Raw genomic sequence first — 16037 nt, 5'->3', positions numbered from 1 at the left:
TTTTTATTGATTCGACAAAAAAGGCTGCTGACCCTGCCTTTCAAGGCAGTTTGTCAGCAGCCTCAAACTCGTCTCCTGTATAGGAGACGAGTTTTCCCGTGGTGCCACTCCAGTTGCATCAGAAAATGCCACTTTCAACTGATAACGGGAGTGATTCCCGGTTACGCCTACTGTTTTTCAACGCAACATCTCATAAGTGCGCTTCAAAAAGGGATGTTTGCTAGGCTCACAGCAACCCTAGCTCGCTGAAAAACAAGTCCCTTTTTTACTTTCTCAATCATCGATCATCTCTTATCAAATTTTTATAAGCATTTTAGCAGACGAGAACAGGAAAGTAAAGGGGTGTTTGTGTGAATATTTTAAAAGGTCGCATACAAAATAACCCCTCCTGAAGCGGATGCCCCGGCATTGGGGCATCTTCACTCCAGAGGGGGCGATGAGGATGGTGGTATTCCGCTTGTTTATGATAAATCAGGGGCGGGAAAGCTCGTTGGCCAATGCGTTGTTGACATAACCATGTTCGGAAGCGTGCGGTCTGTCATCATCATCAGCATAGCCATAGTCCAGCATGCGGTTGCGATTGAGGCAAAGTTTGGTGAACTTGGGCCTCAACAAATCAAACAGTTCATACCGTTCCTTCCATTCCGGGAACCGGTTCTGATAGCCAAGAATCGTGGTGCGAACCTTTTGCCAGAACGCGGCTTCCGGATAGTGATGATGAATCTCCAGCAGGTCGGACAAATAGCGCATATGACAAATGAACAACCCGGTGAAAATAAACTGGCACAATCCTTCGGGCTCTTCGCTGCGCAACACCTTTCTCAGGTCCTCCGGCAAATTGGACAGCTCCGGGATCGGATGGCGGCTCACATTCACATCGTCCACAAAATCCTTGATCGCCAGGCGATGCGGAACAAAATTTTTCAATACCAAGATCGTATTTTGGCCATGAGGTGAAAACACGACGCCATAACGATATAAATAATGAAGAAGCGGAGGAAGGATCACCGCGAATAAACGATCAAGCCATTCCTCCAAAGGTAAACCGGACCGCTCCACAAGGGCGGAAACAAACGGTTTTCCCTGTCCGTCCACATGCAAGAGGGAGGCGAGGGTAATGGGTTGTTCCCCTTCGTCCAAGTAAGAGTAGATGCTTTCGCGCCAGATGCAACCCAACAATTCCTGATATTGATAAGGCACTCCTTCCAGGTTGGCGTAATAGCGATGATCGTAGTTTAAGCTAGCGATTTCCCCGGGAAGGATCAGGCGGCATTCTTCATTTAAAAAGGGGTCTTTCCGCCAGATGCCTTTGATGTATTCTGTGATTTTGGGTGCGAGAACGGTTCTTTCGCCGGGCAGTCCACGATAGACGAGCGTGTTTAGGATGCTCATCGGCAATTTGACATGATGGCGGTTCTTTTGGCTGGTGTTCACAAAGGTTCGGATCGATTGCTGGGGGAGATATTCATCTTCGCCGGTTCCCAGATAAACGATCTCTCTGTTTGCCAAATCTTCGGCAAAGAAAGGAATGATGTAGTTGTTCCATTGCCATTCATGGATGGGCATAAAGAAATAGTGGTGGGCATCCGCTCCCAATTCCGCCAAACGTCTTTTGAACAGCTTGGCCTGTTCGCCCAACTCTTTGCGGATGAGTTCGTCATGCTCAAGGCCCGCCACCGCGTGAAACTCGGCCTTGTCTTTATGGACCGCGATCCACGAGAGCCGCACGGGTTTCTTTTGTTCGGGGGCGTAGGCCAAGTAATCATCATAGCCAAACCCGATCCGCCCTTTGTTGTAGGTGATCCAGGGATGTCCTTCCATTTCGCCTTCCAATTCGGCGTAGTCCAGTTGCGTGAGATCAAGACGCTGGGTTTGTTTTTTCTCCAAGATGTGGGCATCCGCAATCAGGGTATGGTTATATTCGCGAATGAGATGAGCGGCGGTTGTGGAAGACATGCCGATGGTGTTTTGCAGGTCGAGAAGAAACCGGTTTGGATTCGTCGCTTGGGTGGATGAACCCGATTCATGGCGCTGAATGGTTTCAGCCAAGACACGGTAGCTGTCAAATAAGCGCTTTTTGGCTTGGAATGTGTACTCCACCCCGTTGTTCAGGATCAGGCGATAAGTAACGGTGTCCCCTTCGCTTTTGACATATTCCGGTGCGATGATGTCTTCATACATAAACTCGGAAATCATCTTGGTCAACAGGTTGCGGGATACGGTTTCCCATGATTTGGGGTTGAGTGCGGAGGTGATTTTTTGGGCTTCATGCATGAATGGACACTCCTTTGCTTTTCAAATGATCGAACCGCAGGCAGGCCGTGCTTGCCCGGTTAAGTGGGAGAAACGCCAAACTGTTGGAATACATTTCGGTTTGACACAGGATAGATGTTTTGATTGGAGAGCGCATTGATGATAACCGAGTTGCGGTACGCTCCCAGGCCCAGGTCGGGCGCGCCGATGCCGTGGGTGTGGAGTTCCCCGTTTTGCACATAGATGGCGCAATCCGTCTGTTCATTTAAGGCGAGCCGATAATCTCGCTTGACGAAGTATCTGTTCTCCGCATCCCAACGGATCAACGATTTCAGACCCGAGATGCATCCGGGTATGTTATGTTGGTAACCCGTCGCGAAAATCACCACTTCGCTTTCATGCGCGAATCTTTTTTCTTGTTCTTTGTGCAGGCAGGTTAAACGGTATGTCTGCTTTCCTTCCTGATCCCGTCGCTCCAACTGTTGCACCTCCGTTTGGGAGAGCAAGCGCACGGGAATCTGCTGGCCGCATGTGGTGCGCTCATAGAGAAGATCATAGATGTCGGCTATGGTCCTGGCGCTGATTCCTTTATAAAGCAAATCTTGCTTCTGGATGCGGCTGTCCCGTTTCTCCTGTGGAAGGGAGTGGAAGTACTCTGTATAATCAGGCGAGAAATGCTCCAATCCCAGCTTGGAATATTCCATGGGGAAAAAGCCGCTTGACCGCGTGAACCAATCCAGCCTATAACCCACTTCGTTCTGTTCTTGCAATAGGGAATAGAAGACTTCAGCTGCGCTCTGACCCGATCCGATCACCGTGATCGAATCCGCTTTTCGACACCGATCCCGACGGTGCAAAAACTTGGCGGAGTGAAAAACATCGTCGGAAGGAAGGTCCTTGAAGTTGGGATGCAGATGAGGCGTGCTTCCCACACCCAAAACCAGGTGCTTGGCCCGGTATTCCACGGTGGTGTCACTATTCACTTCCGTCACTTCGATGCGGAAGTAGTCTTGTTTGTCCTCTTTGACCCATTCGACATGCGTTACCCGTTGTCCGAAGCGACAATGAGCCAGTTGCCCGGCGACCCATTGGCAGTAATGATTGTACTCCCGGCGCGGGATATGGAACCGTTCCAAAAAGTAAAAATGGTATAAGCGGTTGTGTTTCTTCAGGTAATTCAGAAAGGTGTAAGGGCTGGTCGGATCTGCCATCGTGACCAGATCAGCGAAAAATGGGACTTGCAGTGTGGTTCCTTCAAGCAATAATCCGGGATGCCAGTCGAATTGAGGCTTTTGCTCGAAAAACAACGCTTTGATTCCCGGCACTTTTGTCAGCATGGCCGCCAGTCCCAAATTAAAAGGCCCAATCCCGACACCGACGAGATCTAATAAAGAGGGATCTGTTTGCGTGGTTGTTTGACTAGGCATGGTTCCAACTCCTTAAAAATGGTTCGCGGTAACAGTACATGAGTGCGGCCCGCTTGTCGGGAAGATCAATCTCTTTTTGAAACGCAAACCCGCATTTCTTGAAAATGTGAATCATCTTTTCATTGCGGATATCGGGCTCGGCCACGACTTTTTCGGTCTTTTCATGTTGGAATAAGCGGAATACCATGGTTTTTAATAACGGCAAGGCATATCCTTTTCCCAAATAGGAGGGTGGGCCAAACAACAGATGAATCCCTTGGTCTTCCGGATGAACATCATAGGTTTTGCCGACAACATCATCTTTGGCCCAATAGGTTTCCCAATAGCTCATCGGTACCCCGTCGAGTGAGCCGATGTGAAGGGTTTGGTGCGGATCCGCCAAGAATTTGCGCAAGTGCTTCTCATATTTCTCAAAGGGAATCGCCAGATTCCAAAAGGGGATGACATGGGGTTCATGCATCCATTGAAAGAGCATGTCCAAGTCGTGTTCCAAGGTTACTCGACGGAAAGAGATGGTTTTTCCAATCGTCTGATCAAACAAGCTAATCTCAGCCAGGTGTGGATGAGAATCAGGATGTGGACGTTTCATTGGCCATGTTCACCCCTTTTAACAATGGATTGGGAATGGGTACATACACAGATTGGCTTTCCATCGGTCCCACGAGTTCGTCCATATCGTGCAGACGGGTTAACAAGTTGGCCTTGCAAGGCAACTGTTCATTTTCCAACAGGCTGGCAATCAAGCTGGACGGCTTACGATTGGATGGTTGCCATTCACTTAGCGCATTCCGCAACTCCAAGAGAAGTTCCCTTTCGTCGGCAAGGCCCGAAGTTCCAAACGCATTGATGAGACCAAACAAATGATTGATAAAGAGATAGTAACGGAGTCTTTCATCGGCGACGGCATCTGCGCACATGGTCTGACTTTGCTCGCTGATGCCGGGGAGAATCCGCTCCAGTTCGGGGAAAGTGGACTCACAGTAGTAATAGCCCTGATTGTCCCGGTAATAGAAACGATGCGGATATCCTTCATGCAATTGAACCAAGCTGTTTTGCTGGTGGGCCTCCAAGGCGATTCCATAGCGCAGATACAGCCACATCATCGGTTGAAACGAGATGGATAGGTATCGGCGGAACCATTCGCAGCTGACTTCTTGTGTGCTGCGCTGTTCTTTGTGTGCCAGCTCGGTGATGATATGGGCCAACCTTGATTTTTTACCCGTGACGGGATCTTGTCCCAGTCCCGCCAAAAGCGTGACATCTTTGTCTTGCCCCTCAACAAACGGGTTCTCACGCAGAACCAATTCGAAACCCGACTCCTCGAATCCGGGAATGTTGACCGTGATATAGGCGGGGTCTTGAATGATGCTGAATCTTGGGAATTTCCTTTCCATTTCTTTTCCGATCTGGGTGCCCAGGATTCTTGACACTTCCACGCCGCGCTCAAGCTCTTTCAGTTTATTCAGGCGCACGGAGTTCGTAATCTTGATGTTGAGCGAGCATTTAAGCATAAAGCGGGCTTGGGGATGATACAACGTGCGGATCGACGAAGTGGGATGATAAGCCCTTCCCTTTACGCCGAGGTCAACCAATAATCCTTGTGCGATGAACTGTTGGATTTCTTGTTTTTGGAGCAAATGTTGAGCCTGCAACGGATGGACAGGCAGAATCGAGTATTCGTCCGCTTGCAAGAAAGCCTTTTTGAAGGACTCGTCCAGTTCCGGGTCTTGCAGCAGTTCTTCTTTAATCAGCTGAGTAGCTGATTGGGACAAGGTGGAATCTTCTTTCACGATGGATCGGTGCGCGCGAAAGTAATGCAAAGCGAACGTCCCTTTCAGCTCAGGGGAATAAAGGCGCTGATCCAGGTCGGAAAGACCTTGGCGGCTTTTGGGAGTCGGATGCATCAGATGCCCAAAGACCAATGATTGTTCCGCATCGATAAAACGGAAATGCGGGCCGTATAGTTCCTTCAAGTCCGCGTGGCGCGCGGAAATATAAGAGGCGATGTGTTGACAGCTTTGAATGGTTCGAAAGACCAATTCATCTGGATAGCCGGCGGTGTTCCGGGAAATCGACAATTCCTTTGTGATCAAGGTGACGAACGTAACGTAATCCAACTGTTGCCGTTCTTCCGTTGGCGTAATGTAATGCCAAGGAAAATGGAAAAGATGGCGGCCCGTCAAAGACCAATACTTTACAGGTGCGATGATGTTGATTCCATGGTGGGGAAGCGGGCAAACCACCCATTTGTCGGTTTGGCAAACGGAGAAGAGCCGGTCGCATGGATGATGGCTGTCTGACCCGTTTCCCCCTACCAGTTCATAGTTTCCCACTTCTCTGAGATAGCAGTTTAAAAAGCTTTGCATGCTTGCCTGTTCAGCTGTGTTTTTGGGCATGCCCTTCTTTCTCCCCTTTCTGCAATTCCAGTAACTCGCCGGTTTGTTTTACTTGATGTAAGATGAATTTCACATCTTCCATGGTCATGCGCGGATTGAGCATGGTTAGCTTTAAACAGTGCATGCCGCCCACTTTTGTTTGCGCCAACACCACTTGGCCACTTTGCAATAGTGCTTGGCGAATGGATTGGTTGAGTTGATTTTGCTTGTTTAATGCCGCCGGTTCATTGGCCGCGGTTTGCGCCGCATAGCGAAAAACGATGGCATTCAGGCTTGGTTCTTTATTGATCAGCTCCAATTGCGGATCTTCCGAGATGAGTTGGGCCGTTTTTTGGGCCAACTCGATCGTGTGGTTGATCAGCTCGGCGAATTGCGCGCGGCCGATCGTTTGCATGGAAATCCATAACTTGAGCGCATCAAAACGGCGGGTGGTCTGAACCGATTTGGCCACCAGGTTGGGGATTCCTTGCCGTTCGTCTTCTTCCGGGTTCAGATAGTCGGCATTCCATTTCATCAGGTTAAAATGGATCGCCTTTTTGGTGAGAAATGCCCCGCAACTGATGGGTTGATAAAAGAGCTTATGGAAATCGACGGTGATCGAGTCGGCCGTTTCAATGCCAGAGAGCAGATGTTTGTGTTGGTCACTCAAGATCACAGCTCCGCCGTAAGCGGCATCCACATGCAGCCACATACCGAAGTGCTTGGCCCGAGAAGCGCATTCCGAAATGGGATCAATCGCGCCAAAGTCAGTCGATCCGGCCGTAGCCACCAAAGCAAAGGGAAGCAATCCCTGCGCATGAAGTTCGTTCAGCCGTTGATCCAAATCGTTTAAACACATGCGCATATGTTCATCTGTATCGACACAGACGACCGCACGTTCGCCCAACCCCAGCAAAGCGGCCGATTGTTTCACCGTAAAGTGGGCGGTTTTTGCGCACAAAATACGCAATTTGCTGGACTCTGGCGGCAGTCCGCGCTTCTGGACATGCCAACCCAACCGCTCCTTGATATAGTGATCTCTGGCCAACAGCAGGCCCATAAAGTTGGATTGGGTTCCCCCGCTAGTGAAGACGCCATCCGCCTCTTCAGTGTATCCGTATAAGTGGCAGAGCCAGCGGATCAACTTCTCTTCCAACAGTGTCGCGGCAGGGCTTTGATCCCACGAATCCATCGATTGGTTGCTGGCGCTGATCATGGCTTCGGCCGCCAACGCAGGAATCAGCGGAGGGCAGTGCAAGTGGGCGGAACAGGTTGGATGGTGAACGGCGATCGAGTGTTTGAGGATGGTTTGTCCCGCTCGCGTGATAATGTCAGCGAGATCACTGCCTTCTTCTGGACACACCTCAAACTGATCCAGTTGGGATGTCAGCTCTTGAACCTGAATTCCGCTAAAAGGCTGCGGCCGATTGGCGAACTGTTCATAAATGATCTGTTGCGCATGTGACATCGCCCGATGATATTCAGCCCGGGATTCATATGAGTTATTTAGAAAAAGGTGTTCTGCTAGCGTCTTCGGCTTTTTCCGCATGCTCGTCACGAAAACCTCCTGTTCATCATGTATGTAACCATTTCTTTTCAGCGGCCCGAACCGCTTCATCGAAAATCCCGCAGATGTGATCCACTTGCTCTTCCGTGATTAAGAGCGGTGGCAAAAAGCGAACCACACTTCCATATCTGCCGCCCAGTTCCAGGATTAATCCTCTGGTGAAACACTCTTGTTGAATTTGCCGCGCCAGTTCGGGGTAGGCGGGATAACTTCCGATCGCGTTTGACTTCAGCTGGGTGTTGACGATTTCCACACCAACCATCAATCCCCGGCCGCGCACTTCTCCAATGCTTGAGCTGTTTTTCTGAATCTCTTTAAGATGTGATATCAGTCTGTTCCCCATTTGGGCGGCATTCGTCTCGAGTTTGTTTTCACGGATGAACCGAATCGTGGCGATCCCGGCGGCCATGGCCATTTGGTTGCCCCGGAATGTGCCGGCATGGGCTCCGGGCGCCCATTGATCCAAAGATTTGTCGTACACGACGACGGCCAGCGGCAGTGATCCGCCAATCGCTTTGGATAAAATCACCACATCCGGAATGATATCCGCATGCTCAAACGCAAACAGCTTTCCGGTGCGACCCAATCCGGTTTGCACCTCATCCACAATGAGGGGAATGCCCCGTTCACGCGTGATGGAACGAATCTGCCTTACCCAATTGTCGGGCGCGGGAATAACCCCACCTTCCCCTTGCACGATTTCCATAATCAGGCCGGCGGGGGAGACAATGCCGCTTTCCGGATCATCCAGCACATGCTGCACGTATTGGTGGCCGATCTGTTCTCCCAGCTCGCCACCTTGGTTAAACGGGCAACGATAGCTGTAGGGATAAGGGAGAAAATGGACATCGGGCATCAAACTGGCCACCGATTGTTTTGGCCCCACATTCCCGGTCAAACTGAGCGCACCATGCGTCATCCCATGATAAGCCCCATGAAACGAGAGAATGCTGCGTCGCCCTGTCGCTGTTTTAACCAGCTTGAGGGCGGCTTCAACGGCATCGGCTCCCGCAGGCCCGCAAAACTGGATTTTGGCCCGGGAGGCGAATTCCTCAGGCAGACTGGAAAACAATTCTTCGACAAATTCATCTTTAACCGGTGTCGTGATATCGAGCGTGTGCAAAGGAAGATGGCTGTTAAGCACTTGTTGAATGGCTTCGATGACGACAGGATGATTATGTCCCAACGCGAGGGTGCCGGCGCCTGACAAGCAGTCAATATACACCTTTCCCTCCACGTCTTTCACCGTGATCCCGCTCGCTTCCTTAATGGCAATGGGAATGCGCCGTGGGTAAGAGCGGGCATTGGACTCGCGATGTTCTTGATTGGCGAGGTAATGCGCGTTTTGAATCACTGGGGCATGACTCATTTATCTCACTCCTATCAGATAATGATAATGATAATCATTATCAATCGTGATTTCGGTTATTAATATACCATTCAACCAAATTAAAGTAAATAGTTTTTTCTTAAAAAATTATTTGCTAATGATAATCGTTATCAATTAATATATTCCTGGACTATAGACAATGGAGGAAAGGTGAAAGAAGTATGAAAAAGGTTGGCGAAGGGCAAGCGCACCTGTTTCAGAGCGTTGATCAGGGTACAGGCCAAACGATATCGGCGTGTTCGATGTCCTACGCCAAAGATTTGCACCTTCTCCACGAATGGATGCAAACCTCGCATATCGCCCCATTTTGGGTAAATCGGCAATGTTGAATTGGCGAAAAAAGCGTTTGATTAAATGACGGACTCTTATTTCCATCTGTTATACGCAAAGTGATGGCCCCCGCTTCAACTCCGGTTGGAGCGGTTTGTTTGCAGTGGATCATCACTTATGTAATCGATGTTACTGGTTTGACAGGGTGGTTGAAGACGAATGGACATTCGGTCGCAAAAAATAAACCATGATCGTTAACCCGGAGATGAGAAAAAGAGCAAGATAATACGGGAATTCAGGAAAAACATTGTATAGGGCCGAACCAATGATCGGTGCCAACATGGCCCCAATCCCGTTGGATGCGCTTGTCAACCCGGCAACGGCACCTTGCAGCCTGTCTCCAACAGCCAAAGATGCGGCGGTGAGGTAACCAGGAATGATGAGACCCGCACCCAACCCGATGATCGAAAATGACGCGATGATCCAAGGGTAAGACGGGCTGAACAAAAAGCCTAAGAATCCCACCAGGAATAAAGGGAATCCCAAATACAGCATAAACGCATGCGTCAGCTTGAATTTGCGCACGATGACAATCTGGCTGACAAACATGGTGATTCCCGGTGCCACAAGCGCGAAACTGGCCCATTGTGCCGCCTCGGCTGCGTTCATGTTCAGGCGATCCTGCAAATAATATCCGAGTGTGACGTGGAGGATGACGAAGATGAGATTAATGCAAAAGCTGATCAGCAGATAGGGGAAAATGCCCTTGTCGAAAGGGGTCAGGGTCCATTTTTCTTCGGATCGGACCGAACCGGACTCATTGGGCAATGCTTTTAGTAACACCAAAGTCATGACGACGGGAAACAAAGCGGCCAAATAGATGGGGACGGTAAAGTGGACACCGACCAATAACCCGCCGACAGCTGGTCCGATGATGAGGCCCAGCCCATTGGCCGCCCCAATCAGCGCCATTCCCGAAGAACGATCCTGTTTTGAGGTGATGTCAGCCATAAGGGCTTGAGAAGAGGTAAGCATCGCCGCAAAGACAACGCCTCCATATAAACGAATCAGAAGCAGACACAAAAATAACAGGGTAAAAGAGAGCAGATGTGACAAGCCCAGTTGGATGGACAGCCCGAAAAAAAGATAACTGAGGGAAAAGTGGAATGTTCCCGCTATCAGGATTTTCTTTTTCCCCCATTTTTGAACTCTGTTCCCCCAAAATATGCTGGAAACAAACAGAGACAGGGCGGCGATGGAAAAAACCAGGCTTGCTTCTATCTCTGATAAATGCAATGCGCGGAAGATCGGCCCCAATAGCGGATTCACCATCGATAAGCTGAAATAGGCGCTAAACAAGGTTAGAAACAGCGGGGTAGCATGTTTCAATTTCAACCCACCTTTCATTGTGTGATAACGATTATCATTATCATATATTTTTTTGTCAAGTAGGTCAAACGGTGAAGGAAAAGAAGTGGAAAGAACCGTTTTGCGGGACATGGTGGCATTGCGTTCTTCCCTTCTTCAATTGGTTTCAGTTGAAGAAGGGGTTTTTGGCGCGTTTTTTCTGTTGGTGTCAATTATCCCGGCCAACTCGCCGTCCCGCTGCAATTCCCATTAAAAGGAGGGGTGTTTTATGTGGGGCAAGACGGCGGTCACCGCTTGATGAATCACCACTATGACACGCCTGAGGAAAGGTACGCCTTGGATATTGTCAGGCTGAATGAAATCGGCTCATCCAAAAAAATCGGCAGCGATGGGTTATCCGGTTACGCGATTTATGGCCAGGCGGTTTATAGTCCCGCAAGGGGGAAAGTGTATAAAGTCGTCAATCATGTGAAGGACCAACCGCCATCCAGGCAAAATCGCCAATTTCCACCAGGCAATTTTGTTGTGATTGAAAATGAAGCGTATATCATTTTAGCCCATTTGAAGCCAGGCAGTATCCGCGTGAAAACCGGTGACACCGTTCAAGTTGGCGACTTGATTGGGCTTGTCGGGAACTCGGGGATGTCAAGTGAGCCCCATTTGCATATCCATGCGGTCGATAAAACAAGAAAAAAGTCCCTTCCCCTTATGTTTGACGGTGATTTTCTCGTAAGGAATGAACTCGTTGTTCACTGAAGAAGGAGTGGTAACATGCACATGTTGTTATGGATTGGCTTGGCTATTGGCGGTATGTTTTTTCTTTTTCTTGTTTTCGCATGGGGGGTCAAAGTTCGGGACAGCCAAAAAACAGTTGCGGTTCTTGGCGGAAAATCCTGAGAAGGCTTCATTGGTGATAAGGGAAAACAATCAAACCATCATCGAATACCAACCGGAACAACCCATGCCTTTGGCAAGTGTGGTTAAGGTGATTGTGGCGATTGAATACGCTTTGCAGGTGGAAGCGCAACGCATCGACCCAACTGAATGGGTTTCCTTGGATGAGTTGGAAAAGTATTATATTCCGCATACTGATGGGGAAAGCCATCCCGAATGGTTGGCGCAAATGGAGAGATCCAATAAAATATCCGGGCAACGAGTCGAGCTGCAAGAAGTGGCGCGGGGGATGATTTTATTCAGTTCCAATGCCAATACAGAATTCTTGATGGAACGGTTAGGGTTAGACCGGATCAATCATACGCTTGCGGAATTGCCTTTTTCCAAACATCAAGAGATCTACCCTTATTCATCAGCTATCTTGATTCCCACCTATCTCCGCATGAAAGAAGATCTTTCAAAGCGGCAATTAACAACCAGAATCACGAACATGTCCCATGAAGAATATAAAGAGCTGGCCATCTTTATTCACCAGCAATTAAAAGAGGGAGGGAAACTGATTGGCTTATTCCAGCCCGAAATGGATCTGTTTAAAAAGCAGGTCATCCGCCGTTTGAAATAGCTCAAACATCACAACGCTGGGTGAGGCGAAAAAATTGTTGTTGGAGGGAGCTAAGCTGGCCAGGAATATGTTAAAATCAGCCCACGGTGTGGTGAATTGACTTTATGTGCCTTTCTCCCCGCGCATCCGCTTGTCTCTGCTTGGCGCATAAAGGGAAGGTAGTGATCGATGAGGAAGGTGATTGCATGTATATCGAGGTCTTCCTGGTTGGTCTGCTTGCGGGAATGTCGCCTGGCCCGGACTTTTTCGTCGTGTTGTGCAACAGCCTTAGGTTCGGTCGCCATATCGGCGTGGCCACCGCCATCGGGATCGGCTCCGCCCTGATGATTCACATTACCTATACCGTGTTGGGATTCGCCTTCCTTTTGCACCAACATCCGGCACTCTTTCGGTTGGTTCAAGGTTTGGGGGCCTTATATCTGTTCTGGTTGGGATATCATGCCGTCAAAGCTTCCGTCAGCGAACTTGATTTGCACATGAATAAAAACACCGCAGCCCAACCGGAAAAAACAGCGGTCAAAGGATTCATCGAAGGTTTTTTGTGCAATGCCCTCAACCCCAAAGCGACCCTTTTTTTCCTCAGTGTTTTTTCGCAATTCCTTTCATCCGGCACCCAGACTTGGGTGGGTTGGGTGTACGGGCTGGAGATCGTGATCGCGGTTGCCCTGTGGTTTACCCTGCTCTCCTGTCTCATCACCAATGATCGGTTTAAGCGGCTTTATCAGCGATATTCATATTGGTTTGACCGCATTCTCGGTGCCGTGTTAATCTTTTTTGCGTTCAAAATCTTCGTGTCTTTTTTTGTCTGATGCCATTAAAGGGGGGACGGTCGTCGTGAAGGGCAAAGGCCCCGTTGGGCCGGGGTCCTGCGCGATCAACTGAGGCCGTCCACCACACCTGTTTCCATTAGCGTGTTGTTGTTATGTTACCAACCTTTGTCGAGGGCGAGTAAGGGGATGGAAGGTGGCTTGGCTTTGAGCCAACAGTGAAGCCGGGGGATTCCCCGGCTTCTTATATGCATTGAGTATGCTATTTTTTTCTTGCGCCACAAACTCCATGTAAGGATTGGCATTCCTTGTGTTGCAAATCATGAACATTTTTGACACCGGGAATGTGCAGCAAGACTTCCTCCACTTTTCTCCTGTCCACCGTCACCGGTGTTTTGTGGGTGGAATGGAGGGAATTTTGCCGAAAATGTTATAATGGGAGCATCACATGCCCCCTGAAGGAGGAAACACCATGAGCAGCATCGTCAACCAATTCAAGGAAGTCCCGACAACCTGCATATCCGATGCGATGCAAGGACTGAACGGCCTTGATCCTTCCATCAAGCCGTTAAAAGAGGAATATAAAATCGCGGGAAGGGCTTTTACTGTAAACTTGCCCGCAAATGATAATCTCATGTTTTTAAAAGCGATAAAAGAAGCAAAGCCGGGAGACATTCTGGTCGTTGATGCCAAAGGACATCAATATAACGCCATTGCGGGCGATTTCGTTGTGGGCATGGCCCAAACATTGGGTTTGGGAGGGATTGTGGTCGATGGTGTCATTCGAGATGTGGCGGAGATCAAGAGTTTGAATTTTCCCGTTTTCTGCAAAGGGACCACGGTGGCCGCCAGCGGCAAGGCGGGTGGGGGCGAAACCGGCGTGCCCATCTCCTGCGGCGGGGTGACCATCTATCCCGGGGATATCATCGTCGGCGATGTCGATGGTGTGACGGTTGTTCCAGAGCGCATGGAACAGGATGTGTTGAAGAAAGCGTTGGAAAAAATGGCGAAAGACGAGGAGCGCGCAGGGAGCATTTTGGGAAATCGGGAAGCGGTTATCAACTATATCGATCGCATGCTCGCAAAAAAATAGAAATCCTCCGTTCAATGGTGAAAACCCCAACATCCGCATGGCCGTTGGGGTTTCTTATTTGCCGGACACACCCTAGTTGATCTTGGTTTGGCAAGCCAGGCGGAATCCTTCTGCCAGCCGTTTGTTCAATTTGCTCCATTCGATCGCCGTGGGGGGAGAGATCAAGGCTGATCCCGCCACCACTTTTACCAAGCATTTCTCGCAATTCCCTTTTCCGCACTTATAATCAATGGGTTGGTTTTGGCTGAGTGCGCAATCCAGGATGGTTCTCCCTGAATGGGGGGTTAAAGTGAATGTGCGGTCATGTTGCTTCAATTTAATGAGAGGCTGAGCTGTTGTTTTGCGGTTGGGTGGTTCCATGGGTTGTGGAGGTGACATCTTCATTTGTGTCGGTTGGTTTTCTTTCAGAGATCCGACAGTGAGTGGTTTCTTGCTCAAAGTCCATTCCCCATTTCGTTTTCTTTTCTGCTTTTCATTTTAATCGGTATCTCAAAAAAACTCTAAAGGAAACATTTGCTGGAGCGTCTGATATAAAAGCGGCTTGACGATAAGAATCATTTTCAATTAGTATGATGATGAAAATGAATTTCAACGATACGGATTCCGATAAGGTGGGGTCATCATGAATTATGAGGTTAATGGATTTGCTGACATATATATGATTCTTTCCAATGAGCGGCGAGTTGGCGGCGTCATTGAAGCGGAAAGCATCCGGTTGCGTTCGGGTGAAGTGTTTACGCATCCGGTTGTGACCCATATTGATTTCACCGGCACCACTTTTTATACCATGGGTTTCGTTTCCAACACGGGACTCAAAGTGATTGTCAACGTGAATGAAATTTGCAGTATCGTTTCTCCGATGCATAAACGGACGAAGGAGCTTCAAAACAGTTATTACAAAAAAATAAAGGTGAATGAGAAGCTGAAATACCTCAAGCGTTTGTGCGAAGTGAATGAGGGTTACTATACGGAACCATTCATCAAAGAGGTCGAAGCCATCGTGAATGATATCGGCATCGAATCGGTCGAGAGCGAACTGAATTTGGACTTCCTCCGCAAATATCCCAGATTGGTTCAAATCGCTTAACAGGATCGATCTGCTTGCCATGCAAAAAAAAACAGGATCCGATGATCCCGCTTGTTTACTGGTTGTTGCCGTTGGGGTCTTCCAATGTGCAAATGGCACTTGGGCGCTTAATCCGGAGGGCAAGGCATTCATAGACCCGGAAGAGGTAGTTCATGTTTTCATAGTCAAGAAAAACCGTGTCAAAGTCTTCGGCGATCGCCAGATCGAGATTTTGCCTACCCGTGGCGATGACGACGCCGGCTTCGCCGGTAATGACGGGGGATTGATACACGCCGTCTGTCATCAATTCGCGAACGTGTTCGATTTCAAGGACATGGGTTCCTTCGTGCACACGGTGCAACAAGGCGTATAGCGATGGGGACACCACTAACGCATAAGGACCGGAATGCCCCATGCTTAACAATTTGTTCCTTGCTTCCACCACATCCGAGAACGCGTTGCCGGACTTCATCCAATCGCTGCGAATGTGGGTTAACCGCCCTTTCACATTCATCAGCCCCGGCAGGTGGAATAGATTGGAACCGTTGAAAATCAGGTCGTCTTCCAGCAGTGCGCATTGCTGCGCGGCATTGGCGGCGGGTGAAAAATCAATGGGCATGTCCATCGATTTGCTTTGTTGGATGTCGCGCCAGTACAAAATAAAATCTTTATACAACATGGGGATCGTAAGGTTGACTCGGCTGGTTGGCTGGGAAAGGCCCGTCTCTTCACCATGCAGGCTCAGATTTCCCATTTCCGGCCTTGCGAAGATGTCATTCACAACGGTTTGGACCCCTTCGCCAAGCGGCCCGTAAATATCGATGAATCTTCTTCCGACCAATTGCCTTTTGGCGCTTTCAATGACCGTCTGCTCTAAAGATTCCCATTGCTCAGCATTAAAAGGCGCATCCGGAAAGCGTTGTAGTTTGTCCATTTTTTACCTCC

At 49.2% G+C, this 16037-nt stretch carries 15 protein-coding genes and 1 other annotated feature; of the genes, 6 read left to right on the top strand and 9 right to left on the bottom strand.

Annotated features, from left to right (window positions below):
- Positions 1–79: 79 nt before the first annotated feature.
- Positions 80–290: a binding site (T-box leader), on the bottom strand.
- A 181-nt stretch (positions 291–471) separates the two neighbouring features.
- From ACFQNG_RS00500 to ACFQNG_RS00470, 7 genes are all read right to left on the bottom strand, one after another.
- Positions 472–2274 carry an IucA/IucC family protein gene (locus ACFQNG_RS00500; RefSeq protein ID WP_379862832.1) on the bottom strand — a complete coding sequence of 601 codons (1803 nt, stop codon included), beginning with the start codon at positions 2272–2274 and terminating at the stop codon, positions 472–474.
- Between the two features lie 59 nt (positions 2275–2333).
- Positions 2334–3680, bottom strand: coding sequence for a lysine N(6)-hydroxylase/L-ornithine N(5)-oxygenase family protein (locus tag ACFQNG_RS00495; RefSeq protein ID WP_379862831.1), 1347 nt, complete (start codon positions 3678–3680; stop codon positions 2334–2336).
- Positions 3673–4206 (bottom strand): GNAT family N-acetyltransferase, encoded by a 534-nt coding sequence (locus ACFQNG_RS00490; protein ID WP_379862836.1) that lies wholly within the window; start codon positions 4204–4206, stop codon positions 3673–3675. The genes ACFQNG_RS00495 and ACFQNG_RS00490 overlap by 8 nt, the downstream gene beginning before the upstream one ends.
- A gap of 43 nt (positions 4207–4249) precedes the next feature.
- Positions 4250–6076 carry an IucA/IucC family protein gene (locus tag ACFQNG_RS00485; RefSeq protein ID WP_379862830.1) on the bottom strand — a complete coding sequence of 609 codons (1827 nt, stop codon included), beginning with the start codon at positions 6074–6076 and terminating at the stop codon, positions 4250–4252.
- Complete coding sequence (locus ACFQNG_RS00480; protein ID WP_379862835.1) at positions 6057–7604, bottom strand: pyridoxal phosphate-dependent decarboxylase family protein; 1548 nt, start codon at positions 7602–7604, stop codon at positions 6057–6059. The genes ACFQNG_RS00485 and ACFQNG_RS00480 overlap by 20 nt, the downstream gene beginning before the upstream one ends.
- A gap of 25 nt (positions 7605–7629) precedes the next feature.
- Positions 7630–8991, bottom strand: coding sequence for an aspartate aminotransferase family protein (locus ACFQNG_RS00475; RefSeq protein WP_379862829.1), 1362 nt, complete (start codon positions 8989–8991; stop codon positions 7630–7632).
- 480 nt (positions 8992–9471) lie between these two features.
- On the bottom strand, positions 9472–10671 hold the full coding sequence (locus tag ACFQNG_RS00470) for an MFS transporter (protein ID WP_379862828.1): 1200 nt from the start codon (positions 10669–10671) through the stop codon (positions 9472–9474).
- An 85-nt stretch (positions 10672–10756) separates the two neighbouring features.
- Between ACFQNG_RS00470 and ACFQNG_RS00465 the strand changes: the two genes are divergently transcribed.
- From ACFQNG_RS00465 to ACFQNG_RS00445, 5 genes are all read left to right on the top strand, one after another.
- Positions 10757–10903, top strand: a complete 147-nt coding sequence (locus tag ACFQNG_RS00465) for a hypothetical protein (protein WP_379862827.1) — start codon at positions 10757–10759, stop codon at positions 10901–10903.
- A 17-nt stretch (positions 10904–10920) separates the two neighbouring features.
- On the top strand, positions 10921–11406 hold the full coding sequence (locus ACFQNG_RS00460) for a M23 family metallopeptidase (RefSeq protein ID WP_379862826.1): 486 nt from the start codon (positions 10921–10923) through the stop codon (positions 11404–11406).
- Positions 11396–12166 (top strand): serine hydrolase, encoded by a 771-nt coding sequence (locus ACFQNG_RS00455; RefSeq protein WP_379862825.1) that lies wholly within the window; start codon positions 11396–11398, stop codon positions 12164–12166. The genes ACFQNG_RS00460 and ACFQNG_RS00455 overlap by 11 nt, the downstream gene beginning before the upstream one ends.
- A 185-nt stretch (positions 12167–12351) precedes the next feature.
- Positions 12352–12975 carry a LysE family translocator gene (locus ACFQNG_RS00450; protein ID WP_379862824.1) on the top strand — a complete coding sequence of 208 codons (624 nt, stop codon included), beginning with the start codon at positions 12352–12354 and terminating at the stop codon, positions 12973–12975.
- 430 nt (positions 12976–13405) lie between these two features.
- Positions 13406–14026 (top strand): RraA family protein, encoded by a 621-nt coding sequence (locus ACFQNG_RS00445; protein ID WP_379862823.1) that lies wholly within the window; start codon positions 13406–13408, stop codon positions 14024–14026.
- 72 nt (positions 14027–14098) lie between these two features.
- Here the strand turns inward: ACFQNG_RS00445 and ACFQNG_RS00440 are convergent, their stop codons facing one another.
- On the bottom strand, positions 14099–14464 hold the full coding sequence (locus tag ACFQNG_RS00440; protein WP_379862822.1) for a 2Fe-2S iron-sulfur cluster-binding protein: 366 nt from the start codon (positions 14462–14464) through the stop codon (positions 14099–14101).
- A gap of 184 nt (positions 14465–14648) precedes the next feature.
- Between ACFQNG_RS00440 and ACFQNG_RS00435 the strand changes: the two genes are divergently transcribed.
- Positions 14649–15113 carry a hypothetical protein gene (locus tag ACFQNG_RS00435; protein WP_379862821.1) on the top strand — a complete coding sequence of 155 codons (465 nt, stop codon included), beginning with the start codon at positions 14649–14651 and terminating at the stop codon, positions 15111–15113.
- 55 nt (positions 15114–15168) lie between these two features.
- Here the strand turns inward: ACFQNG_RS00435 and ACFQNG_RS00430 are convergent, their stop codons facing one another.
- The gene (locus tag ACFQNG_RS00430) at positions 15169–16026 is read right to left on the bottom strand and encodes a family 1 encapsulin nanocompartment shell protein (RefSeq protein WP_379862820.1); all 858 of its coding nucleotides are present in this window, start codon (positions 16024–16026) and stop codon (positions 15169–15171) included.
- Positions 16027–16037: the final 11 nt, after the last annotated feature.

This window comes from Laceyella putida, assembly GCF_042665195.1.
Classification (GTDB): Bacteria; Bacillota; Bacilli; order Thermoactinomycetales; family Thermoactinomycetaceae; genus Laceyella; species Laceyella putida.
This window is presented reverse-complemented; position numbering and strand designations above follow the sequence as displayed.